The following is a 23,674-nucleotide window of genomic DNA, read 5'->3' as shown; positions in this document are numbered from 1 at the left end:
TCTCCTGCTCTATAGTTAGATTGTAAATGTATCGTTACGAATGTTTGTTCCCGTCCATTATACAACTATTACCCGTTTCTTGCAAATCCAACCCTACCTGGACAGATACAGAGTTGGAGATTCCGCCGCAAAAAAAAGAGACGTTTCCGTCTCCCTGCAAACAACTGATCTATTCTATACCGTCTCTCCCGGCTGCGGCCTTGACGGTCTCCCTTTCCATGAACGCTTCCACAACCCGATCAAGCTTCTCTCTTTCATTGGAGCGTAGTAACGTACTTGGTCGTCCGGACAGAGCACTACGCCCAACTGGTAATGATCATCTGCGAAAATAGCACGTCCGACGAACTTGCTCTGGCCTTCCAGATTGAGCACTTCCAGCTTGCTGTACGCGGGATTGGCACTCAATGCCTGATGCAGCTCTATTCGAGTAGCGATGGCGATGCCGTTCACTTTGACGATGACTTCTCCTGCTTCCAGACCCATCTCGGCTGCAGGCCCGTTGGGCAATACCGCTAGAATCGTCAATCCTCGGTCCCCGTGTACAAATCGTGGCGGCTCTTGCAGTTCTGCACGTTCACCCAGCCATATAATCGCTTCATGCAGCACAATGACCAGGAAGGAAACGAGGGCAATCAGAGGAGGCAGCCATTCCGCTAATGCCGCCAAACCCAGCACAACCAACGCATAGAGAAGCAGACGCTTCGCACTCAAAGCCACTTTCTCGCGCGGCAATCGGGAGAGTGTGGATTCGGCATATCCGAGCAACACCGGGAACGCCGCTATACTCCACCCTGAAGCCCATACATCGCCTCCGAGCAGCGGTGTCCATGGCAGTTCAGACGACGAGCCCCCTGCCATTGGAACGAGCAGGAACAACGGAACCGGCCAGAACTGCTGCAGTCGATAGCTGCCGATCATCCGTCCGCGTTTGTTTTCCACGAAGAGCGGCATGGCCATCTTACTTCCTTGCCATCTAACAAATCCGGCTTCCATCAGATGAAGAATCCCAACCATAGCCAGGAGCGCCGTCATCGGCAAATCTTTGAGCGACCCGACGACCCCTTCGAACGACGTCCCTTCTCCCCATGCTGGGAACATGGCTGCAACTTCATGCAGAATGCCAAGCACACCGACCGCGTAGGCCATGCATAGGAATCGAATCCGGAATAAAGCCAGCACAATCGTTATTCCCCACACCCACCACAAGGCCTCCTGTGTAAGCGTAGCGCCCACAAAGGCCATCACGACAGAACCGATGAACCCGGCCACAATGCCGGCCAGAACGGTTCGCCAAGTCGTATCCAGCAAGGAATGCAGCCGGGTAGAGAACAGCTTTCGCTCCAGCTGAATTTGCTTGTGATATTGAAAAGCTACAAAGAGAATACCTATGTAGTAAAACGGTTGAATCAATCCGTGCAAGAAAGCTTGCAGCATTCGATCTAGAACGTCAAGAGTCACATCCATGAGACTGTCTCCTTTTACACAAAACATATCCAATACAAAAAAGGAAAGAAGGTCGAGTGCTCCCCTTCTCTCCTATTTTCGACGCGAAGGACCGAATATCCTGCCCTGACGCGTAAATTCCCAGTCATTACCGTTCCTTATTTTCCAGCGGCCCCTTGTACGTACTGTACGGCCGATTTCAGCTGCAAATCATTTTTCGGACTACGAATTTCCTTCGCTACCATCTCTTCCAGCTTCTGCGCCGTCTTCTCGTCGACTTCGCCCGTTACTGGCAAGTTGTTCAGCCTTTGGAACGCCTTGACCGCGATAACGGTCTTATCGTTGAAGTATCCGTCCATTCGCCCTGGTGTCTGCCCGATCCCGTCCAGCATGATCTGCAGGTTTTTCACATCTTCGCCTGTCATATCCTGCTTCAGGACCGTCTTCTTCGTAAGTGGTGCTACCTTGAAGAAAGCAGGCTGCTCAACCAACATATCAGGAGCAATCCCTTTCTTGTGTATCCATGTACCGTTCGGGGTGAGCCACTTCATAATCGTCATCTTGATGTTACTGCCGTCACCGAGTTCCTTGTCGAACGTGATCTGAACCGTGCCCTTGCCGTACGTCTTCTCTCCAACGAGCTTAGCACCGCCCATTTCCTGAAGAGCACCTGCCATAATCTCGGACGCACTCGCGCTGCCGTTGTTGATCAGAACCGCGACCGGATATTTCTTGCCGGCTCCCTTGGAAACAGTCGCTTGCTTCTGTCCTTCTCGGTCTTCCACCTGCACAATCGATTTGCCTGATGGAACGAACGGCTCCGACATCTCGATTACAGCAGGGAACAGTCCACCCGGATTGTTCCGAACGTCGATGACCAAGCCTTTCATTCCCTGATCTTCCAGCTGCTTGAGCGCTTCTTTGAACTTCTGTGCGGTATGCTGGACGAATTCACGGATCTCGATCTTGCCCACCTGACCTTCGAGCATCTCGGAATACACCGTCTCGACTGGAATATCGTCACGTACGACGATGACCTCAATCGCTTCCATACCTGTACGCATAATTTGCAGTTTCGCTTGCGAACCCTTCGGTCCACGAATCTTGCTCACGGCTTCGGTCAAGTTCAACCCATCCAGCTTCTCGCCATTCACTGCCGTAATGACATCATTGGCCAGAATACCCGCTTTCTCTGCAGGTGAACCCTTAATCGGCGAAACGACCTTCACTCGCCCCTCTTCAAGCGATACTTCCGCTCCTATCCCTTGAAAGGTGGAATTCAGAATGTCCTGGAATTGTCCGGCTTCCTTCTTATCCATATAGGTGGTGTACGGATCGTCCAGTGCAGCAAGCATCCCATTGACAGCTCCGTCAATGACCTTGGTCTTGTCCACTTCGGACACATAATTATCCTGAATTAGCTTGTACGTGGTCGACAGCTTCTTCAATTCCTCCGCTGAGAATCCAGCTGTTGCTGAGGAGGGGGGCTTCGCCTTGCCCGAAGTGCTTGATGGCTGCACGATGGTCAATGTCAAAATGCTGCTGGCAAACATCCCCAACAGCAAGAAGGCGATAAAAATAACTAGATTGCGGCCTCTCAAAAACATTCGGTTCGCACCGCCCTTCATACCCGACTTCTATTAGATGCACGTTCCTATTGTATGACAGGCATGTACGATTTATGAGTCGAGCTGGAAATGAATCCTACTTGGCCGTCACATAAGGAAGTGGACTGACCGGCGTATCGTTCTTACGAATCTCAAAATGCAAGTGATTGCCTGTAGAGCGCCCAGTAGAGCCTACTTCAGCAATCTTCTGACCGCGCTTCACATCGTCGCCTTCCTTCACGACAATGCCATTGTTCCGAATATGACCGTACCATGACTGGATCGACCCGTGATCGATAACGACGGTGTTGCCATAGCCGTTCACATAACGGGCGATGATGACCGTTCCCGACTCGGCCGCCATGATCGCTGTTCCTGCAGGTGCGGGAATATCAATTCCTGTATGGTTGGCATCGGATTTATTAATCGGATCGACGCGGTAGCCGAACCCGGAGGAAAGCATCGTTCTGCCTGGCAATGGCCAGGAAAGTTGCCCGCCCGTATAAGGTGAAGGAGCCGCTACCTTAGCCGCCTGATTCTCCCGCTGCTTCTGGAGGAGCACCTTGTTCTCATTAGCTAGCTTGACCGACTCTTGCTGCTGCTGATCACTGATCATTTCAAGCGCCTTTTCCTTGTTGGCTAGGCTGGCGATCAGTACTTCCTTTTCTTTCTCCTTCGTGACGAGCGCATTCTTGATCAATTCGGCCTGGGTGGCTAACGTCTGCACTTGTGTCAATTGCGTCTCCACTTCGCCCTTCTTTACCTCAACTGCCTGCCGGTCCTTCTTGTTCGCTGCCAATATTTCCTTATCTTGTCCTACAATTGATTTCAGAGCCTGATAGCGATCCAGGAAATCAGTGAAGCTGGTCGCCTCCAGCAGCACTTCCAAGTACGAAACGAATCCGTTCGTATACATCAGCCGTACTCGGGATTTCATCATATTGTCCCTGGCCGTGACCCGATCTTCTGCTTCAACGAGCTGCTTGTTCGTCTGTTTCAGCTCTTCCGTTACTTGATTCGTTTGCTTGTTCAAGGCAGTCAGTTGGTCGTTCTGATCCTCGATTTGAGTAGCCAGCTCCTGAGCGTTCTTGAGCTCTTGTGCCTTCTGCTGAACAACATCTTTCTTCTGCTTATCAGCGTCCAGTTGCTTCTTGACTGCGTCAGCCGCCTTCTTCTTGTTCAGATCCAGCTGATTCTCAATTTCTTTATCCGTTAGCGCATACCCCGTATTCGGAAGTGTAACCAGTACTGTTATGCAAACAGCCAGGATGAGGGACAGTGTCGTTTTTTTCAAAATCAATCGATCCTCCTTCTTCCATTTCACTCCATTACCCGCCATCATCCGACGACAGGCCTTTCTTATACCCGCAAAAACTTGCGTACCGACAGCAGCGTTCCCCATATGCCGATCATGACCCCGATGCCGAGCAGCAGGCCGGTAACCGGCCAGAATAAATCCTGAAGGGGGATCAGCTTGATCAGCATCAGGCCGAGCTCCAGCTTCGTATAGTTGTACAATTCCATGTATCCGTATAACAGGACAACAACGGGAATAGCAGAGCCAGTGATGCCGAGCAGCCCACCCTCGATGAAGAAAGGCCAGCGAATGAATCCATTGGTAGCGCCGACAAGCTTCATAATGCCAATCTCTTTGCGTCTGGCGACGATGGTGATCTTGATCGTGTTGGAGATCAGGAACATCGCGGTAAACGCTAGCATAGCTACAAAGACGAGGCCTACATTGCGGACAATGCCCGTTATTTTGAACAGCGTCTCAACGGTTCCCTTGCCATAGCTGATCTTGTAGATCGGCTGTGGATTTTTCCCGTTGTTAATCAGCTTGATCTGATCCGCCACTTGATTGACGGCATGCGGGTCGTCCACTTCTACGGTAAACGAGTCGTTCAACGGATTGTTGTCTCCATCGAAGCCTTCCAGCAGCTCGCGACCGTCTTCGCCTAACTTCTCCCTCAGCAGTTTGAGCCCGTCCTCTTTGGAAATAAAAGCGACGTTGCTGACATTAGGCAGGGCCTCAATTTCCTTGCGCACATTATTCATCTGGGCATCCGGTGTGTTGACCTCTAGATATACCCTTATCTCTACCTGGCTCTCAATCTGTGTAGCTAAATAGTTCACGTTCAAAGCTAGAATGAGGAACACGCCCAGAATAAAGAGCGAGATGGCGATAGCGCCAACGGATGCGAAGGTCATCCAACCGTTCCGAATGACGTTGCGAGTCCCCTCTCGGGTGTGACGGATGAAGGTTCTAATCTTCATAGCCGTACTCCCCCCTCAGCTCATCCCGTGCGATAAGTCCGTGCTCGATAGCCAACACCCGTTTGCGCATCGTGTTAACGATTTCCCGGTTATGGGTAGCCATGACGATGGTTGCACCGCGAAAGTTGATTTCCTCCATCAGCTTCATAATTTCCCATGACGTCTCAGGATCCAAATTCCCGGTAGGTTCGTCCGCAATAATCACCGAGGGGTTGTTGACGATCGCCCGGGCAATCGCTACGCGCTGCTGTTCGCCGCCGGATAGCTGATTCGGGTAGGAACCCGTCTTCCCGCGAAGCCTTACCAATTCCAACACATCAAGTGTGCGTTTCTTGATCAGCTTCTTCGGTGCTTCGACAACTTCCATCGCGAAAGCGACATTTTCATACACGGTCATCTTAGGCAGCAGCTTGAAATCTTGAAAAATCACGCCGATGTTGCGTCGGACATAAGGGATTTTCCGCTGCTTCAACCGTTCCAGATTAAACCCGTTGACGAAAATATGTCCTTTGGTTGGGCGCTCTTCGCGATATATTAATTTCATGAATGTGGACTTTCCGGCACCGGAAGGACCCACTACATAAACGAATTCATTCGAATCGATCTTGACACTGACCCCTCTCAGGGCGTGCGTGCCGTCGGGGTACGTCTTCCAAACATCCTGCAATTCGATCAATACCATCACATCCTGAAAATAGTTAGCTTATAAGGGTTCGACATAAATGCCGCAAATCCTCTATGAATTGGTGAAATTCAACACATTGTTGCTGGAGATCTCTTTTTTTTCGCTGATTTGAAGAAATGTCGAAATAGGACGGGTGGAAATAGTTGGACGACCTGGCGCATATAGATGAGATGTACAGGCTAGCGGGATAATCGTGGCGGGAGAGCGAATTGGAACAACTAACCAACCAAGCAGTAAAGGCAAGGAGCGCGGGAATATGCGGATACGATCGATACGAAAGTGGAACACCGTCTTGCTGATCACCCTCATCGTGTGGGGGATCGGTTTTGCCGGACTGGCGGCTTACGCCGGGCAGCATACATTCCCCACAGGCTTTGTGTGGGGAGAATGGCGGGTGGCCGGGGTGCGCGAGGCCGACTTCCGCGACGAGCTGCAGCGGCGGCTGGAGGCGCTGCTGCAGAGCCGCGTCCGCTTTGTGCTGCCGGAAGGCGCGGCGGCGGGCACGGCGGCTACGGCGGCCAGCTACGGCGCGGCGGCGGGCACGGCGGCTACGGCGGCCACGGCGGGCAGCTACGGCGCGGCGGCGGGCAGCTACGGCGCGGCAGCGGGCACGGCGGCAACGGCGGGCACGTTCAGCCTAGCGGAGCTAGGCCTGAACGTGGACGTGTCCCGCCTAGAGGCGGCCGCCGCGCAGCTGTTCCGCGGCTCCAAGCTCCAGCGCGCCCGCGCCCGCTGGAGCATGCGCGATGCGCGCGTGCCGCTTGAGCTGCACGCGGACCGCACAGCCGCGCTGCGCGCCGTCGGCTCGCTGTGGCCGCAACTGCTGCAAGCGCGCCCACAGGAGGCGCGCCGCGTCATTACCGCCGACGATCGAGTCGGCTATGTACCGGGCAAGTCGGCGGCCCAAGTCAACGCCGACGCGCTCGTGCTGGAGCTCGGCACAACCGCCGAGCGGATATTCCGGGGGCTGATCGCAGCCCCTGCCGAATCCATCGGAGGTCAGCGTTCGGCAGTCCTCCGACTAATGGCCTTGCCTACAACTACACCCACTGAGCCAACCGTCATCACCCTCCCGCTCGAAACGATTGCACCTACGGTTACCGTAGATACACTGCGAGCCGAAGGGATCGACCGCAAGATCATAGAATTCAGTACGTTTTTCCCCATAAGCGGAGAGGGGCGCAAACATAACATCCGATCCACAGCGCAAACGATACACGATACGATTCTGAAGCCTGAGGAGGAATTCGATTACAGTCAAATAATCCGCGCGACTCAGCAACAGTTCGGCTTCAAAGAAGCCCCCGTCATTCTGAACGGTAAGCTCGTGCCAGGCATCGGAGGAGGCATTTGCCAAGTGTCCACGACTTTGTACAACGCAGTACTTCGCGCCGGACTGCAAATTACGGAACGCCGGAATCACTCTCTGCCGATCAGCTATGCTCCGCTGGGACAGGACGCCACATATGCGGACGGGTGGATCAACTTCAAGTTTCGTAACAATACAGGCAGCTACCTGCAAATTCGCACCGACGTCACCGATACCGGCATTACCGTCAAGCTGTTCGGTCGCATGTCTGAAGCTTTGTCCTACGAAATTGTCTCCAACACGATTGAAACGATTACTCCACCTGTAAAAGTAGTCGTCAACCCGACATTGGCAGCTGGACAAGAAACGCTATTACAAGAAGGTAAGCCGGGTTATGTGGTAGAAACTTATCGAATACGCCGTCAGAATGGAACGGTAGAAACCAAGGAGCTTATCTCCAAAGACACCTATCAGCCTCAACCAACCTTAGTCGCCCGAAACCGGTCCAATGAGACCCAACCGTCCAAACCCAATCCCAACCCCAAGGAGAAACGCAATATGCTGGAAGACGGCATCAGCGGCCCGACATTCCACTCGATCACGGGGGCTTTTCGGCAATAGAAAAAAAGCCCCCGAGACTTGTTACGTCCCAGGGACTTCCTATAGACCCAGCTCGAATCTGTTACTTGCTCTTCTCCAAATAAGTGTCTACCCAAGCCTGCGCCTTCTGCCATTCCTGCTCGGCACGCTCAATCGCTTCCGCGACTTGATTGGAGGCCGTTCCTCCATATACGTTGCGCGCGTTGACGACCTGCTCCGGCTGCAGTACTTTGTATATCTGCTCATCGAACAGCTTGGAGAACTGGGTGAACTCGTCGAGTGTCAGGTCTAGCAAATATTTCTTGTTCTGAATGCAGTACAGGACGGTCTTCCCGATAACTTCATGCGCCTGGCGGAACGGCAACCCTTTGTTCACCAAGAAATCGGCAATATCGGTCGCGTTGGAAAAATCCTGATTCACCGCTTGACGCATCCGGTCCTTGTTCACCTTCATCGTGGCTACCATCGGCGCAAACAGCTGAAGAGCTCCCTGCAGCGTGCGTACGGTATCAAACATACCTTCTTTGTCTTCTTGCATATCCTTGTTGTAGGCGAGCGGCAGCGATTTGAGCACTGTTAGCATGCCCATGAGATTGCCGTACACGCGTCCGGTTTTCCCCCGCACCAGCTCGGCCACATCCGGGTTTTTCTTCTGAGGCATAATGCTGCTTCCTGTGCAAAACGCGTCATCCAGCTCGACGAATTGGAACTCGGTGCTGGACCACAACACAAGCTCTTCGCAAAAGCGCGACAAATGCAGCATAATCATCGAAGCGTTCGATAGGAACTCTACGATGAAGTCACGATCGCTTACCGCGTCGAGACTGTTCTCGTACACACGCTCGAACCCGAGCTGCGCCGCGACAAAATGCCGGTCGATCGGGAACGTCGTCCCCGCCAAAGCACCAGCACCCAGCGGCAGCATGTTAATCCGCTTGTAGCTGTCCTGCAAGCGCTCCGCGTCACGCTGGAACATCGATACGTACGCCATCAGATGATGGGCAAACAAGATCGGCTGCGCCCGCTGAAGATGTGTATACCCCGGGACAATTGTGTCCAGGTTCGCCTTCGCCTGAGTAAGCAGCGATTCCTGCAGCTTCGCCAACAGCCCGACGAACTCTACTACGCGCTTGCGCAAGTACAGGTGCATGTCAGTGGCGACCTGGTCATTCCGGCTGCGGCCCGTGTGGAGCTTACCACCCACCGGCCCTACATCGTCGATGAGCGCCTTCTCGATGTTCATATGAATATCTTCATCGCCGATGGAAAATTCCATTTCTCCGCGGCGAATCCGATTCATAACCCGGTGAAGCCCGTCCTGAATCGTCTCGACGTCGGCCATCGGCAAGATCCCTTGCTTACCCAGCATCGCTACATGAGCGAGACTGCCCTGAATGTCTTCTTCCGCCAGTTCCTTGTCGAACATGATGGAAGCCGTATACTCTTCTACTAACTGATCGGTTTTTTTGGTGAACCGCCCACCCCACAGCTTGGACACGATTTTCCCGCTCCTTTTTCTTTCTATCTGAGAAAAACTTCTAACAATTAGGGAACTGAGTTCCTCTATTCTGAGTCTGCAGCCGTATCTTGTGAAAATAGAGGAACTGAATTCCCTTATTTCATATTAAATGGTCTTTTGGGGCGAAAAAGAGACGAATAGCGGAACTGAGTTCCTCTAATTCTGCTGAATCTGAACAATTGTCTAGAATAGAGGAACTCTGTTCCTTTATTTGGCAATAGCCAGACCGACCCTTCTTTTCCTTACACCTTATCTTCAAAAATAGGCCGCTTGCGCGGCCCATCTGGTTGTAGCCCTGTTGTGTCATGTAGTCCGAGCACGACTTGACGTCTGATTACCAAATCCCGGGTCATGCTGATCATACTTGGTCACTGCGATCATTCCAACATTAGTCACACTGATCATCATCAGTCACATCCAACATCAGTCACGTCGATCATCTCAATCGTCCCGGCCACAACAACTCATGCTCGTGCATCAAGCACTGACTTATTACTTGTCAGCGTTCTGATGCACGCCTGACGCGACCTTCAACCGCAGTGCATTCAAGCGGATGAAACCTGTCGCATCGTTCTGGTTATAAGCTTGCGTTGGATCAGCTTCCATCGTAGCGATGTTCGGGTTGTACAGGCTGACCGGACTCTTCACGCCGGCGCCGATCACGTTGCCCTTGTACAGCTTCAGACGGACCGTTCCGGTCACATTCTTCTGGCTCTCGGTTACAAGTGCCTGAATAGCTAACCGCTCCGGCGCGAACCAGAAGCCGTTGTATACGAGTGATGCATAGCGCGGAATCAAGCCATCACGCAGGTGCATCACTTCACGATCCATTGTGAGTGATTCCATTTTACGGTGAGCGGCGAACAGAATCGTGCCGCCTGGCGTCTCATATACGCCGCGGCTCTTCATGCCTACAAAACGGTTCTCGACCATGTCTACGCGGCCGATTCCGTGCTTGCCGCCGATCGTGTTCAACGTCTCCATGATTTTCAGAGGAATCATTTTCTCGCCATTCACAGCAACGCAGAGTCCCTTCTCGAATTCCAGCTCGATGTATTCCGCTTCATTCGGAGCATCTTGCGGATCTACGCTCAGTACATACATATCGCGGTTGGAGTCCGCTGCTGCGTCGAACCAAGGGTCCTCCAGCATGCCGCTCTCGAAGCTGATATGCAGCAGGTTGCGGTCGGTCGAGTACGGCTTGGCCGCACTTGCCGTCACGTTGATGCCGTGCTTCTCGGCATACGCGATCATCTCCGCGCGTCCCGGGAACGTCTCGCGGAACAACTCGTCGCGCCATGGCGCGATCACGGAGATCTCAGGCGCGAGTGCCGCCGCAGTCAGTTCGAAGCGGACCTGGTCGTTGCCCTTCCCTGTTGCGCCATGCGCAATGTAGGTAGCGCCCTCGGCGCGGGCAATCTCGACCATACGCTTCGCGATCAGCGGACGGGCAATGCTCGTGCCGAGCAAATATTGCCCTTCATACAGGGCACCTGCCGCGAACATCGGGTTGATGAAGTCGCGTGCGAATTCTTCCGTCAAGTCATCGATGTATACTTTGGAAGCTCCGGTGCGCAGCGCCTTCTCTTCCAGTCCATCCAGCTCGTCTCCTTGCCCAATATCGGCGGTGAATGCAATGATCTCCGCGTCATAAGTCTCCTTCAACCACGTGAGGATGACGGATGTATCCAGCCCGCCGGAATAGGCGAGTACGATTTTATCTTTAGCCATGATTCGGTTCCCCTTTACTTAATATATCGAATAGTTCGAAAGTTAGATTGAAAACTTACATAAGAGCAGCCATAATGGCTTTTTGCGCATGCAACCGATTCTCAGCCTGGTCGAAGATGATCGAGTGCTGGCCGTCAATGACGCCCTCGCTCACTTCTTCACCACGATGTGCAGGCAAGCAGTGCAGGAACAAATAATCTTTCTTCGCGTACTTCACGAGCTCTTCATTGACCTGGAAGTTGCGGAATGCCTTAACGCGCTTCTCCTGCTCTTCCTCGAAGCCCATGCTGGCCCATACGTCCGTATAGACAACGTCCGCATCGGCGATCGCTTCCTTCGGATCCTGGCATACGTGCACCGATCCTCCGGTCAACGCTGCGTTCTCCTTGGAAGCGCGATGTACGCCAGCGTCCGGCATATAGCCTTCCGGCGACGCTACTGCAATGTGCATGCCCAGCTTGGCCGCGCCCATCATTAAGGAGTGTACCATATTATTTCCGTCGCCGATATAGGCGATTTTGAGCCCTTTCAGGTGCCCTTTGTGCTCCAATACCGTCTGATAATCGGCCATCACCTGGCAAGGATGCTCCAGGTCAGTCAGGCCGTTAATGACCGGAATTGTCGCGCCGCGCGCCAGCTCGATAATGTTCCGGTGAGCGAATGTACGGATCATAATACCGTCCAAGTAACGGGACATCACTTGCGCTGTATCCCATACCGGCTCACCGCGCCCTAGCTGCAGGTCGTTTTTGCTTAGGAACAATGCGTGCCCACCAAGCTGGTACATCCCGACTTCGAACGAAACCCGGGTACGGGTGGAAGACTTCTCGAATATCATGCCAAGTGTCTTGCCTTTAAGCGGCTGGAATGGTTCGCCTGCCTTTTGCTTCTTCTTCAAATCAATCGCCAGATCGATCAAGTATCGCAACTCTTCCGGCGTATAGTCATCCAGCGCTAGAAAGTCTCTGCCTTTCAGGCTGGAAATCATCTCTTCCATAGTAGCTTCTGCCATGTTACTCACATCCTTCATCCATTATTCGGCGTGTCATGACCCTTCCGTTACAGCAGCTTTCTCCGTCAACACACTGCTGATGATCGCCATGCCGCGATCCGCCTCTTCCACACTTACGAAGAAGTTCGGCAGTAATCGGATTACATTCGGTCCAGCACTAATGACGATCAATCCTTGTTTATGCATGGCCGTCACTAGATCAGCCACAGGAACGGTGCACTCGATCCCGATAAGCAGCCCGAGTCCTCGAATCGTTATGACCAACGGGTTGTCAGCGAGCTTCTCCTTCAGTTGCGATTGAATATAGGAGCCCTTCTGAGCAGCACGATCCGCCAACTTCTCTTCAAGCATCGTCTCGATGGTCGCAATTCCAGCCGCAGTCGCGATTGGCGTCCCGCCGAAGGTCGTACCGTGGCTGCCTGCGGAGAATGCATCACGCAGCTTCGCTTTGCCCAGCATAGCACCGATCGGGAACCCGCTGCCAAGCCCCTTGGCCAGCGTCATAATATCAGGCTCGATCCCATAGTGCTCGTATGCGAACATCTTGCCTGTACGGCCCATTCCAGTCTGGATCTCGTCTGCAATCAGCAGCAGATCGTGTTCCTCACATAGTCGCACCACTTCATCGATGAACGCCTGAGATGCCGGGATGACTCCACCCTCGCCCTGCACGAACTCCAACATAATAGCACAAGTATTCTCGTTCACGAACGATTTCAAGGCGTCTACGTCATTATAGGGAGCATGAACGAATCCTTCCGGTAGTGGGTGAAACCCTTCCTTTACTTTATCCTGACCGGTCGCGGTTAATGTAGCCAACGTTCGACCATGGAACGAAGTATGGAACGAGATCACTTCATAGCGTTGATTCCCGAGAATCTTGGCATTGTACCGACGAGCAATCTTAATCGCGGCTTCATTCGCCTCCGCTCCACTGTTGCAGAAGAACACGGCATCGGCGAAGCTATTAGCGGTCAAGAGCTGCGCCAGCTTCTCCTGATTCGGAATGTGGAACAGGTTGCTCACGTGCCAGAGCTGGTCCAATTGCTCCACCAGCTTATCCTTAACCCGCTTAGGTGCGTGGCCCAAGTTGGTTACGGCAATCCCGCTTGCGAAGTCGATATATTCGTTCCCTTGATCGTCCCATAGCTTGCTGCCCTCGCCCTTTACCATGGTGATAGGAAATCTAGCATACGTCGGAAACAACGCGCTTTGCTGCTCGCTCATACCTCTCACTCCATTCCCCGTGTAATTCGCGTCCCGATAGGATCGCCGTTCAATACTTTACTGAGTATGCCTGGTTCGCTGCCGTTCACAATGACGACTTCCTGCACATCACCCTGGATGCACTGCGTAGCCGCTCTGACCTTCGGAATCATGCCGCCGTAGATGACACCGCTCGCGATCATTGCCTCGGTCTCCGCCACGGTAACCACTGGCAGCACCCGCTTCACTCCGTCAATCTCCTTCATGATGCCTGGTACATCGGTCACGACGATCATGCGCTCCACACCGATATGTGAGGCAACGGCTCCTGCTGCCGTATCCGCGTTGATGTTGTATCGTTGGCCGTTGCTATCCAGCCCGATTGGCGCGATCACTGGCATGTAGCCCAAGTCGACTACGCCCTGCACTAGGGCTCCATTCACATGCGTGACGTCGCCTACGAAACCGATCTCACTGGCATTGGCGACTGGCTCGGCATGAATGAGATGGCCGTCTTCACCCGACAGCCCGAGCGCTTGGCCGCCCGACAGTTGAATGCGGCGAACAATCTCCTTGTTGATCTGACCGGCTAGCACCATCTCGACTACATCCAGCACATCTTCATTCGTCTTGCGGAGTCCTCCCACGAACTCCGTCTCGATGCCGAGCTTGCCCAGCATGTCGGATATTGCCGGTCCACCGCCGTGTACGATGACGGGAATCATCCCATCTGCTTGCAGCGTACGAAGGTCGTTGAAGAACGAATCCGGCAGTGCTGCGAGCGTACTCCCCCCGCATTTCATCACAAAACATTTCTTGCTCATCCTACGTTCATTCCCCTTTACCACAACTTCTTAAGTCCGATAAGCGGCGTTGATTCTCACATAGTCATATGTCAAGTCGCATCCCCAAGCCGTAGCCGATGCATCGCCCATGTTCAGGTCCACATGAATGAGCACGAACTCGCCTTTGAGATATTCCGTTGCTTTGGCGTCATCGAACGGAATCGGGCGGGACTGCTCCAGCACCGGAATGTCGCCTAACCGGATATCTACGGTTTCCGTATTCACAGGCTGCCCGGCACGTCCTACTGCGGCGATAATACGTCCCCAGTTGGCGTCTGCTCCGAAGCAAGCTGACTTCACCAGACTCGAACCGATGACCGTCTTGGCAATCGCTCTTGCCGCTTCCTCGGAGGCCGCGTTCGCCACGGTCACCTCGATCAGCTTCGTGGCGCCTTCGCCGTCACGGGCAATCGCCTTCGCCAAGTATTCGCCGACATATTGGAACGCCGCGGCGAATGCCGCCCAATCCGCATGGCCTTGATCCAATGGCTCATTGCCAGCAAGCCCGCTCGCCATCGTCACCACCATATCGTTCGTGCTCGTATCGCCATCGACTGTGATCATGTTGAACGTCATGTCCGTGGACCAATTCAGCAGCTTTTGCAAATTCGCCGACGAAATGACGGCATCCGTTGTCATAAAGCCGAGCATCGTCGCCATGTTCGGATGGATCATGCCCGAGCCCTTGGCCGCACCTGCAATGTGAACCGTCTTCCCATTCACCTGCAGCTGTACGCAAATCACCTTTTTGACCAAATCGGTGGTGAGGATCGCCTGCGAGAACAATTCGCCCCCGTTCTCGTCAGCCGATACGACATTCGGTAGCTCCACTATGCCCGGGTTCACCCGGTCCATCTTCAGCAGCTCTCCGATTACACCGGTCGAGGTGACGCCAACATAATGCTCCGTCACGCCGAATGCTCTAGCCGCTTCCGCACGCATCGTCCGCGCGTCGTCTTCGCCTTGCTGGCCCGTGCAGGCGTTGGCATTGCCGCTGTTGACGAGCATGACTTGCAGCCTACCCTCTACGGCTACGCTCTCCTTCGTCACTTTGAGCGGAGCCGCCTGGAAGGCGTTCAGCGTATACACGGCCGCTGCTTCCGCTGGCACGTCACATACGATAACCCCCAGGTCATTGCGTTTCGTCTTCTTCAATCCACAGTGCAGTCCGCCTGCCCGGAATCCCTTAGGCGTCGTAACTGAACCATTCTCCACTACTACAAATTGCCCTTGCTGCGACATCTCTCCCCATCACCTGTCCCTTATAATCTCAAGCTTGCTCTTATGGATAGACCGGCGAAAACAGCAATCCGGTCGCTTCGTCCCAACCCATCATCAAATTCAAGTTTTGCACCGCTTGGCCAGCAGCGCCTTTCACAAGGTTGTCAATAACCGATATGACGGTAACACGGTTCGTCCGCTCATCCACCGATACGCCAATATCACAATAATTGGAACCTAGCACCTCTTTCGTAGCCGGCCATTTGCCTTTTCCCCGAATACGAACAAACTTGCGCCCCTCATACGTATGACGGAATAGCTCCAACACTTCCTCTTCCGTACGTTTCTCGTTCAAGGTAGCGTAGCAAGTAGCCAAAATCCCTCTCGTCATCGGTACAAGATGCGTCGTGAACGAGATGATTACCTCTTCTCCAGCCACACGGCTCAACACTTGCTCGATCTCAGGCGTGTGCTGATGGCGGTTCACTTTATAAGCTAATAAGTTCTCGTTAATTTCTGAATAGTGGTAGACTAGGCCAAGACCGCGTCCTGCCCCGGACACACCTGTTTTGGCGTCCACGATAATAGATTTGTTATCAATCCAGCCCGCTTGCACCAGTGGCACTAATGCCAACGTTGTCGCGGTCGGGAAGCAGCCCGGATTCGCAATCAGGTCCGCTCCCAAGCTATCTTCGCTGAATACATCGGCAAGACCGTATACCGCTTTGGCCAAGTACGCCGGATCGGCTGGCTTATGCTTATACCATTTCTCGTATACTTCGCCTGACTTCAATCGGTAGTCACCCGAAACGTCAATCACCTTCAAGCCGGCATCCAACAGCTTCGGAGACAATTCGGTGCTTACACCGTGCGGAGCCGCGAGAAACACCACGTCCGCTTTGCGCTTCATCTCCTCAATATCCATGCCGTCCAGCTTATCGGTTACGATTTCCCCCAAGTGAGGATAGCCCTCTGCAATCGACGCTCCTGCACTGGATGACGAAATAACAGAACCGATCTCCACATTGGGATGAGCTAATAATAGTCGAATAAGTTCGACGCCCCCGTAACCCGTTGATCCAACAATTGCTACTTTCACTTTGCCACTCATTCCCCAGCCTCCTCACATGCCCATACACGTTGCTCAAAATGATATGTATTATTATACGACCGATAGAATAATAATTCAATACGAAATTTGCTGCTTAAACCCTTCGCCCAGCACTTCCGTAGCATCTGCTAATATAATAAATGCCAACGGATCAATGGACTTGACTAGCGCCTTCAACCTCGTTACCTCCGTCTGGCTGACTACGACCATTAGTACAGGCCGAGCTTCGCCAGTGAAGCCTCCATGCGCCGAGAGCTCCGTCAATCCCCGGTCCAAATCATACAAAATGGCTTGGCGGATCGCCGTCGTTTCCCGGGTGATGACGAACGCCACTTTCGAAGACCGGAACCCTAACTGCACCACATCAATCGTCTTGGTTGTTACATATAACCCTACTAATGCAAGCAGCGCTTTCTCTGGACTGAAGATCAGTCCTGCCGACAAGATGACGATCCCGTCAAGTAAGGCAATCCCAAGCCCGTAGCGAAGCCCTGTGAATTTGTGAAGCAGCTGTGCTGCCGTATCCAGTCCCCCTGTGGAGGCACGTCCACGGAACACAATACCTAGTCCAGCACCTACACCGATCCCGCCATATATCGTAGCAAGCAATACATTCTCCGTGAGCGGTCCCCAGTCGCGTGTCAGCAGGACGAAGAGGGGCAGCACAACCGATCCCACCGCTGTCTTCAAGCCGAACTGGCCGCCCAAGAGCAGCAACCCCAGAATGAACAACGGGATATTCAACAACCATTGCACGATAGCGGGTTCGAACCCGAGTAATTGCTGCACAATCGTTGAGATGCCTGACACGCCGCCTGAAGCGATTTGATTCGGATTGAGGAATAGATTGAAGCTCAGCGCGATCAGGAAACAGCCCGCCAACAGGAGTGCGTATTCATACACCTGATGAAGCGGACTTCCTAATTGAATCAGTGGCTTCTTGCGACGATCTTTTTTCTCCTTCACCCATCGTCACCCCCTTACCCTACATGCTCTTCAAGAAAAAACAGATTACCCTACACGCTTGTATGTAGGATAATCCTTTGTTCCGCTAATTATGAACTCATTTTATGAGTTAGGAAGAACTGTCGGTATTGTTTATTTGCAGCCGCAAGAATGCATCGATGAAAGGATTGATTTCTCCATCCATAACGGCCTGAACGTTCCCGGTCTCAGCCAACGTACGATGGTCCTTCACCATGCTGTACGGATGGAACACGTAGGAACGAATTTGGCTGCCCCAGGCTATATCCGACTGTTCTCCACGAATTTCTGCAATATGCTTCAATTGTTCTTCGATCTTCTTCTCATAGAGTTTGGATCGTAAGTGCTTCATCGCCCGTTCACGGTTCTTGATCTGCGAACGTTCCGTCTGACAAGTCACGACGATACCTGTAGGCATATGCGTGATCCGTACGGCTGAGTCTGTCGTATTGATATGCTGACCGCCTGCGCCACTTGCCCGGTACGTATCGACCTTTAGATCCTCCGTGCGAATCTCGACTTCCACATCATCCTCGATCTCCGGCACGACATCGCACGAGACGAACGAGGTGTGTCTACGCCCTGAAGCATCGAATGGCGATATCCGCACAAGACGATGCACGCCTTTCTCCGCCTTCAGGTATCCGTAGGCATTGAAGCCTTTGATCAGAAGCGTCACGCTCTTCACGCCCGCTTCATCCCCAGGCAAATAGTCGAGAACTTCGACCTTGAAGCCCGACTTCTCGGCATAGCGCTTGTACATCCGCAGCAGCATGTCCGCCCAATCTTGCGACTCTGTCCCGCCCGCTCCCGGGTGCAGCTCGAGGATTGCATTCAACTTGTCATACGGCTGACTAAGCAGCAGCTTCAGCTGGAACGCTTCCAGCTTGCTGTACAGCACTCGGACCGAGCTTGCCAACTCTGCAGCCATATCCTCGTCAGCCTCTTCTTCAGCCAGCTCCAACATAACCGAAATATCGTCGTATTCCCCAGCCATCTCCTGAAATTCATCAACGACAGATTTGACTGCATTCATCTCACCGATCGTCTGCTGCGCCTTCTCCGGATCGTCCCAGAAGTCCGGTGCTCCCATCTTCTCTTCGAAGTTAGCGACTTGTTCCAGCTTCAGATCTAAGTCAAAGAGACCCCCTAAGGTCTTGGATGCGTTTCGCCACTTCACGTAAATCTTGTTTGATCTCTGGATCTAACATGTTTCATTCGCCGCCTTATTGGTAGTTTGCCACCATCCGCTATAAGTATCCTTGCACGCACGAAGCCCCCTGGAAGCAGAGCTGACACGCTCTGCTATGGAGGAGGCCCGCTGTCATCCATTGCTGTCTAATCTAACGCAAGACTCACTTGCGTCTGTTTACTTGCCGTGGCACTGCTTGTATTTCTTACCGCTGCCGCATGGGCATGGGTCATTGCGTCCTACTTTGTTGTCATCGCGCACAGCTGGACGATTGCCCTCCGCTGCCAGCTTATGATTCATAGCTTGACCTTCTGCTACAACTTGACGTTCCAAGTTGGATTCGACATGCGCCTTCATCACGTATTTGGCTACTTCTTCTTGAATGTTCTCGATCATTTCTTGGAACATGGCGAAGCCTTCGAACTGATATTCCCGCAACGGATCCGTACCGCCGTAGGCACGCAAGTGAATCCCTTGACGAAGCTGTTCCATCGCGTCGATGTGATCCATCCACTTGCTGTCGACCGCACGGAGCACGACGACCTTCTCGAACTCCCGCATCATCTCTGGCGTGATCTCTTCTTCGCGTTGGTCATACATTTCCCGGATGAGATTCTGGATATATTCCACCATCTCTTCCTTCTCCTTGCCCCATAGCTGTTCCTTGGTCAGTTGATCCTCTTGCAGGAATGTGCTATTCGCATATTCTGCAATGGCGTCCAGTTCCCATTCTTCCGGTACCTGGTCCTCCGGACAATGCGCATTCACGATACGCTCCACGACGGGCATGATCATCCCCAGAGCGATCTCTTTGATATTATCTGAGGAGAGCACTTCTCTACGCTGCTTATAAATGATCTCACGCTGTTGATTCATCACATCGTCATACTGAAGGACGACCTTCCGCATGTCGAAGTTGTTGCCTTCTACCCGCTTCTGAGCGGACTCAATCGCACGGGTGATCAGCTTGCTCTCGATCGGTTGGTCTTCCTCGAAGCCGATCCGGTCCATCATGCCCATAATGTTCTCTGCACCGAATCGACGCATGAGCTCATCTTGCATAGACAAGTAGAATTGAGTGGAACCCGGGTCACCCTGACGACCGGAACGTCCGCGCAACTGATTATCGATACGACGGCTCTCATGTCGCTCTGTACCTATGATATGCAGTCCACCAACATCAGCGACACCCTCACCCAGAACAATGTCAGTACCACGGCCCGCCATATTCGTAGCGATCGTTACTGAACCAGGTTGCCCTGCGCGGGAGACGATCTCCGCTTCCTCGGCATGGTACTTCGCATTCAGAACCTTATGCTGGATGCCCTTGCGCTTCAGCAGCTCAGACAGCTTCTCTGAATTCTCAATCGACACCGTACCTACTAGAACGGGTTGGTTCTTCTTGTGGCGCTCGACGATCACTTCCACAACCGCCTTGAACTTACCATTCTCGCTCTTGTACACGATATCCGGCATGTCATTACGGACCATCGTCCGGTTCGTTGGCACGGTCACAACTTCCAGACCATAAATCTTCTTGAATTCTTCTTCCTCTGTCTTCGCCGTACCGGTCATCCCGGCCAGCTTGCGGTACATCCGGAAGTAGTTCTGCAGCGTTATGGTTGCAAGCGTCATGCTCTCATTCTGAACCTTCATCTGCTCCTTCGCTTCGATCGCTTGGTGCAGTCCATCGCTGTAACGGCGGCCGACCATGAGACGACCGGTGAACTCATCGACGATGATGACCTCTTCATCCTGGACAACATAATCGACATCGCGCTTCATAATAGCGAGGGCCTTGAGTGCCTGTGTAATATGATGGTTGATCGTAATGTTCTGATGATCGAACAAGTTCTCAATCCCGAATGCCTTTTCCGCCTTCGCCACACCCGCTTCCGTCAGGTTGACGGAACGGACTTTGATATCGACGGTATAGTCGTCTTCATCCTTCAATCGGCTAACGAAACGATCCGCATCGTAATACAGATCCGTCGACTTGGCCGCTTGCCCGGAAATAATGAGAGGGGTACGTGCTTCATCCACAAGAATGGAGTCCACTTCGTCAATAACGGCAAAATACAGAGGGCGCTGTACCATCTGTTCTTTATACAACACCATATTGTCACGCAAATAATCGAATCCGAACTCATTGTTCGTTCCGTACGTAATATCGCATGCGTAAGCCGCTTGTTTCTGCTCATGCGTCAGATTATTCAAGTTCACACCAACAGTCATGCCCAGGAAGGAGTAGATTTTCCCCATCTCCGCACTGTCTCGTTGTGCCAAGTAATCATTCACGGTTACGACATGAACGCCTTTACCGAGCAGGGCATTCAGGTAGACGGGCAACGTACCAACCAGCGTCTTCCCTTCCCCGGTTTTCATCTCTGCGATCTGACCTTCGTGAAGAACCATACCGCCAACCATTTGCACATCAAAGTGACGCTTGCCTAGTGCTCTCCAAGAGGCTTCACGAACCGTTGCGAACGCTTCTGGCAGTAGATCATCGAGCTCCTCGCCTTGCTCTAGCCGCGAACGGAATTCAACCGTCTTCTCCGCAAGCTGTTCGTCCGACAACGCTTTGTAATTTGGTTCCAGTTCATTGATGTAGTCCGCTACTTTCATGAGACGCTTTACTTCGCGCTCATTCGAGTCGCCGAATATTTTTTTGACGAGTCCTAACATAGGTCAGACCCCTTTCGTTACAGTGTATATCTTTCACTTGAATGCTCGTCCCTATTAATGAAACGCCCTGAAAAATGGTTTGCATAAATTGTATCAGTTTGCAAGGGGCGTGGCAACAATCCAAATTAAACCCCATGCCATATTCCTTGTTATACGCAAAGAAAGCCCGATCCGTTTCGGAATCAGGCTTCCCAGATTATGTGTAATTGTGAGCGGTTCAGATTGTGAAATTAAGCGTTCGGTTCAATCAAGCCATACTTGCCGTCGTTACGCTTGTAGACAACATTGACCTTCTCCGACTCCGAATTCGCGAATACAAAGAAATTATGTCCAACCATGTTCATCTGCAGAATGGCTTCTTCAATGTCCATAGGTTTCAGATTGAATCGTTTCGTGCGCACCAGCTCAAGCTCATCCTCTTCTTCCAATTGACGAACCGCCGTAGCAGCCGACCCTTCATAACTTTCGCGGAATAGAGATCTGATGCCTCCCTCTTGGCGGAACTTGCGGTTAGCCTTCGTCTTGTGCTTGCGGATCTGTCTCTCCAGCTTCTCGGTTACCAGGTCAATCGAGGCATACATGTCCTCGTTGCGTACCTCTGCACGGAGCAGAACACCTGGTAGCGGAATCGTAACTTCAATCGTTTGCAAGGTCCTGGATACACTTAACGTCACATGTACGTCAGTGGTAGGAGGGGCTTCAAAATACCGCTCGAGCCTGGCGATTTTCTTCGTTGCATAATCCTTGAGCGCGTCAGTAAGAAGAATGTTTTGACCACGAATATGGAAATTCATTGTTCAACAGCTCCCTTCATGCTTCTATTATATCATATTTACATTCCATCTTCAAAAGAATTTAATAATTATTCAAAATTTTCTGATAGTTTTGACAAAAAATAAAACACCCCGGAAAATCCGAGGTGTGTAAGCTACCGTTTTCATTAACCATCTATATACAGCGGTACACGCCGGATGATTAGATCTTAACGACGTTAGCTGCTTGCGGTCCGCGTGCGCCTTCTACGATGTCGAATTCAACCGCTTGACCTTCTTCCAAAGTCTTGAACCCATCGGATTGGATGGCAGAGAAATGAACGAATACGTCTCCTCCGTCTTCACGCTCGATAAACCCGTAACCCTTCTCTGCGTTGAACCATTTCACTTTACCTTGCATGCAGAACATTCCCTTCGTCTTCAAATAACTGTGGTCATTCCACATTTCGAATATATCACCAGACGCGGAACGCTGTCAATGCAAAACCACGACTTCTTGTCCTAAATGATTCCAGTTGCCTGACGCCTCGAAAATTGTGAGAAAATTTGGCTATTTACAAATCATTCACATTATGAAAGCTTGTTTTCATTACTTATTCACAGAGTTATCCACATTATCCACAGGCCCTTCACCCACATATGCACAATTCCGCCAACAAAAAACCTCCTACCGGTTACCCGGAGAAGGTTATGTTGGTCCTATTTCTTTTTGTCAAAAAACAAACTGTCCGGCGTGTACTCGACATCATATGCGGATTTTTGCATCTTAGCCTTTTGCACTTTATTGAAGGAACCCCCATACTCGTCCAACAATAATTGCATACGTACCCGAATGGCACCGTCCTGTTCTAACAGCTTGAATACTCGGCGCTTCAAATCCGGATTCCCTGCAGCCTGTTCCAGGTCTGCCCCGGAGTAGGAGTGTTTCCATTGCTCGATCAACCTGCCGCGGTCTTCGACAAACTGCAGCAGTTCTTCATGTGTCATGTCCTGGATACGTACAGCAGCTCCCTCAGTGAGCTGTTCTAGCTCCTTGAGCCACTTATCCATTAGGCGTCCCTGGCCGCTGGCTGTTGGAAAGCTTGGCCGCTTGTACCCAAGTCTCTTTCAGTTCGGACAAGTACCCCAACACCTCTTGAATCGGAGCGACATCTTTCTTCATATTCGCTTGGATCAGCAAGTAGCTGAAGTACTCATACAACCTCATCAGGTTCTCCGCTAATGGAGAGCTCTGATCGAGCGTAATGATGAATTCACTGACGATATTCTGGACTTTGCCAATATTCGTATTCGCCGAGGCGTAGTCTTGATTCTGGATATCTACGATGCTCTTCTTGCCAAACCGAATGGCGCCGTCGCATAGCATAACGAGTAATTGTGCTGGAGATGCTGTCTGTATGGAATTCTCTAGGTATTTATTAGGTTGTGCTTGAATCACATAGGCCCCTCCCGTATGTGTGGTGATCCTTTTTAT

At 52.2% G+C, this 23,674-nt stretch carries 20 protein-coding genes; 1 reads left to right on the top strand and 19 read right to left on the bottom strand.

Annotated elements, in window-relative coordinates; all coding sequences use genetic code 11:
• Nucleotides 1–174 precede the first annotated feature (174 nt).
• The 5 genes from AC1DWB_RS07580 to ftsE form a co-directional block, all read right to left on the bottom strand.
• Nucleotides 175–1,464 carry a PDZ domain-containing protein gene (locus AC1DWB_RS07580; RefSeq protein WP_477540436.1) on the bottom strand — a complete coding sequence of 430 codons (1,290 nt, stop codon included), beginning with the start codon at nucleotides 1,462–1,464 and terminating at the stop codon, nucleotides 175–177.
• Nucleotides 1,465–1,601: 137 nt separating this feature from the next.
• Nucleotides 1,602–3,050 carry a S41 family peptidase gene (locus tag AC1DWB_RS07575; protein WP_477540435.1) on the bottom strand — a complete coding sequence of 483 codons (1,449 nt, stop codon included), beginning with the start codon at nucleotides 3,048–3,050 and terminating at the stop codon, nucleotides 1,602–1,604.
• Nucleotides 3,051–3,147: 97 nt separating this feature from the next.
• Nucleotides 3,148–4,344 (bottom strand): murein hydrolase activator EnvC family protein, encoded by a 1,197-nt coding sequence (locus AC1DWB_RS07570; protein ID WP_477540434.1) that lies wholly within the window; start codon nucleotides 4,342–4,344, stop codon nucleotides 3,148–3,150.
• Between the two features lie 65 nt (nucleotides 4,345–4,409).
• A complete protein-coding gene (gene ftsX / locus AC1DWB_RS07565) occupies nucleotides 4,410–5,327 on the bottom strand; it encodes a permease-like cell division protein FtsX (protein ID WP_477540433.1) in 918 nt (305 codons plus the stop codon).
• Nucleotides 5,317–6,003, bottom strand: coding sequence for a cell division ATP-binding protein FtsE (gene ftsE / locus AC1DWB_RS07560; protein WP_477540432.1), 687 nt, complete (start codon nucleotides 6,001–6,003; stop codon nucleotides 5,317–5,319). Before ftsE ends, ftsX begins: the two co-directional genes overlap by 11 nt.
• Nucleotides 6,004–6,268: 265 nt before the next feature.
• Between ftsE and AC1DWB_RS07555 the strand changes: the two genes are divergently transcribed.
• A complete protein-coding gene (locus AC1DWB_RS07555) occupies nucleotides 6,269–7,942 on the top strand; it encodes a VanW family protein (RefSeq protein ID WP_477540431.1) in 1,674 nt (557 codons plus the stop codon).
• Nucleotides 7,943–8,003: 61 nt separating this feature from the next.
• Here the strand turns inward: AC1DWB_RS07555 and argH are convergent, their stop codons facing one another.
• The 14 genes from argH to fliS form a co-directional block, all read right to left on the bottom strand.
• A complete protein-coding gene (gene argH, locus AC1DWB_RS07550) occupies nucleotides 8,004–9,419 on the bottom strand; it encodes an argininosuccinate lyase (RefSeq protein ID WP_477540430.1) in 1,416 nt (471 codons plus the stop codon).
• Nucleotides 9,420–9,932: 513 nt separating this feature from the next.
• Nucleotides 9,933–11,171, bottom strand: coding sequence for an argininosuccinate synthase (locus AC1DWB_RS07545; protein ID WP_477540429.1), 1,239 nt, complete (start codon nucleotides 11,169–11,171; stop codon nucleotides 9,933–9,935).
• Between the two features lie 55 nt (nucleotides 11,172–11,226).
• Entirely contained in the window at nucleotides 11,227–12,183 is a 957-nt protein-coding gene (argF, locus tag AC1DWB_RS07540; RefSeq protein ID WP_477540428.1) for an ornithine carbamoyltransferase, read from the bottom strand.
• Nucleotides 12,184–12,216: 33 nt separating this feature from the next.
• The gene (locus tag AC1DWB_RS07535) at nucleotides 12,217–13,410 is read right to left on the bottom strand and encodes an acetylornithine transaminase (protein WP_477540427.1); all 1,194 of its coding nucleotides are present in this window, start codon (nucleotides 13,408–13,410) and stop codon (nucleotides 12,217–12,219) included.
• A gap of 5 nt (nucleotides 13,411–13,415) precedes the next feature.
• Nucleotides 13,416–14,213 (bottom strand): acetylglutamate kinase, encoded by a 798-nt coding sequence (argB, locus tag AC1DWB_RS07530; RefSeq protein WP_477540426.1) that lies wholly within the window; start codon nucleotides 14,211–14,213, stop codon nucleotides 13,416–13,418.
• A gap of 30 nt (nucleotides 14,214–14,243) precedes the next feature.
• A complete protein-coding gene (argJ, locus tag AC1DWB_RS07525; protein WP_477540425.1) occupies nucleotides 14,244–15,476 on the bottom strand; it encodes a bifunctional glutamate N-acetyltransferase/amino-acid acetyltransferase ArgJ in 1,233 nt (410 codons plus the stop codon).
• Nucleotides 15,477–15,516: 40 nt separating this feature from the next.
• Nucleotides 15,517–16,566 (bottom strand): N-acetyl-gamma-glutamyl-phosphate reductase, encoded by a 1,050-nt coding sequence (argC, locus tag AC1DWB_RS07520; protein WP_477540424.1) that lies wholly within the window; start codon nucleotides 16,564–16,566, stop codon nucleotides 15,517–15,519.
• A 75-nt stretch (nucleotides 16,567–16,641) separates the two neighbouring features.
• The gene (locus tag AC1DWB_RS07515; RefSeq protein ID WP_477540423.1) at nucleotides 16,642–17,532 is read right to left on the bottom strand and encodes a YitT family protein; all 891 of its coding nucleotides are present in this window, start codon (nucleotides 17,530–17,532) and stop codon (nucleotides 16,642–16,644) included.
• 109 nt (nucleotides 17,533–17,641) lie between these two features.
• Nucleotides 17,642–18,761, bottom strand: a protein-coding gene (gene prfB, locus AC1DWB_RS07510) for a peptide chain release factor 2 (RefSeq protein ID WP_477540422.1) whose coding sequence is annotated in 2 segments (ribosomal slippage) — nucleotides 17,642–18,688 and nucleotides 18,690–18,761 — 1,119 coding nt in all. Because the reading frame shifts where the segments join, the coding sequence is not laid out codon by codon here.
• A gap of 158 nt (nucleotides 18,762–18,919) precedes the next feature.
• Nucleotides 18,920–21,427, bottom strand: a complete 2,508-nt coding sequence (gene secA, locus AC1DWB_RS07505; RefSeq protein WP_477540421.1) for a preprotein translocase subunit SecA — start codon at nucleotides 21,425–21,427, stop codon at nucleotides 18,920–18,922.
• Nucleotides 21,428–21,657: 230 nt separating this feature from the next.
• Nucleotides 21,658–22,221: a ribosome hibernation-promoting factor, HPF/YfiA family gene (gene hpf / locus AC1DWB_RS07500; RefSeq protein WP_477540420.1), complete on the bottom strand. Its 564-nt coding sequence runs from the start codon at nucleotides 22,219–22,221 to the stop codon at nucleotides 21,658–21,660.
• A gap of 181 nt (nucleotides 22,222–22,402) precedes the next feature.
• Nucleotides 22,403–22,600 carry a cold shock domain-containing protein gene (locus AC1DWB_RS07495; protein ID WP_138881805.1) on the bottom strand — a complete coding sequence of 66 codons (198 nt, stop codon included), beginning with the start codon at nucleotides 22,598–22,600 and terminating at the stop codon, nucleotides 22,403–22,405.
• 299 nt (nucleotides 22,601–22,899) lie between these two features.
• Nucleotides 22,900–23,250, bottom strand: a complete 351-nt coding sequence (locus AC1DWB_RS07490) for a hypothetical protein (RefSeq protein WP_477540419.1) — start codon at nucleotides 23,248–23,250, stop codon at nucleotides 22,900–22,902.
• The gene (fliS, locus tag AC1DWB_RS07485) at nucleotides 23,243–23,638 is read right to left on the bottom strand and encodes a flagellar export chaperone FliS (RefSeq protein WP_477540418.1); all 396 of its coding nucleotides are present in this window, start codon (nucleotides 23,636–23,638) and stop codon (nucleotides 23,243–23,245) included. The genes AC1DWB_RS07490 and fliS overlap by 8 nt, the downstream gene beginning before the upstream one ends.
• Between the last annotated feature and the right edge of the window lie 36 nt (nucleotides 23,639–23,674).

The sequence above is a fragment of the Paenibacillus sp. P4_E11 genome, from assembly GCF_056401635.1.
This window is presented reverse-complemented; position numbering and strand designations above follow the sequence as displayed.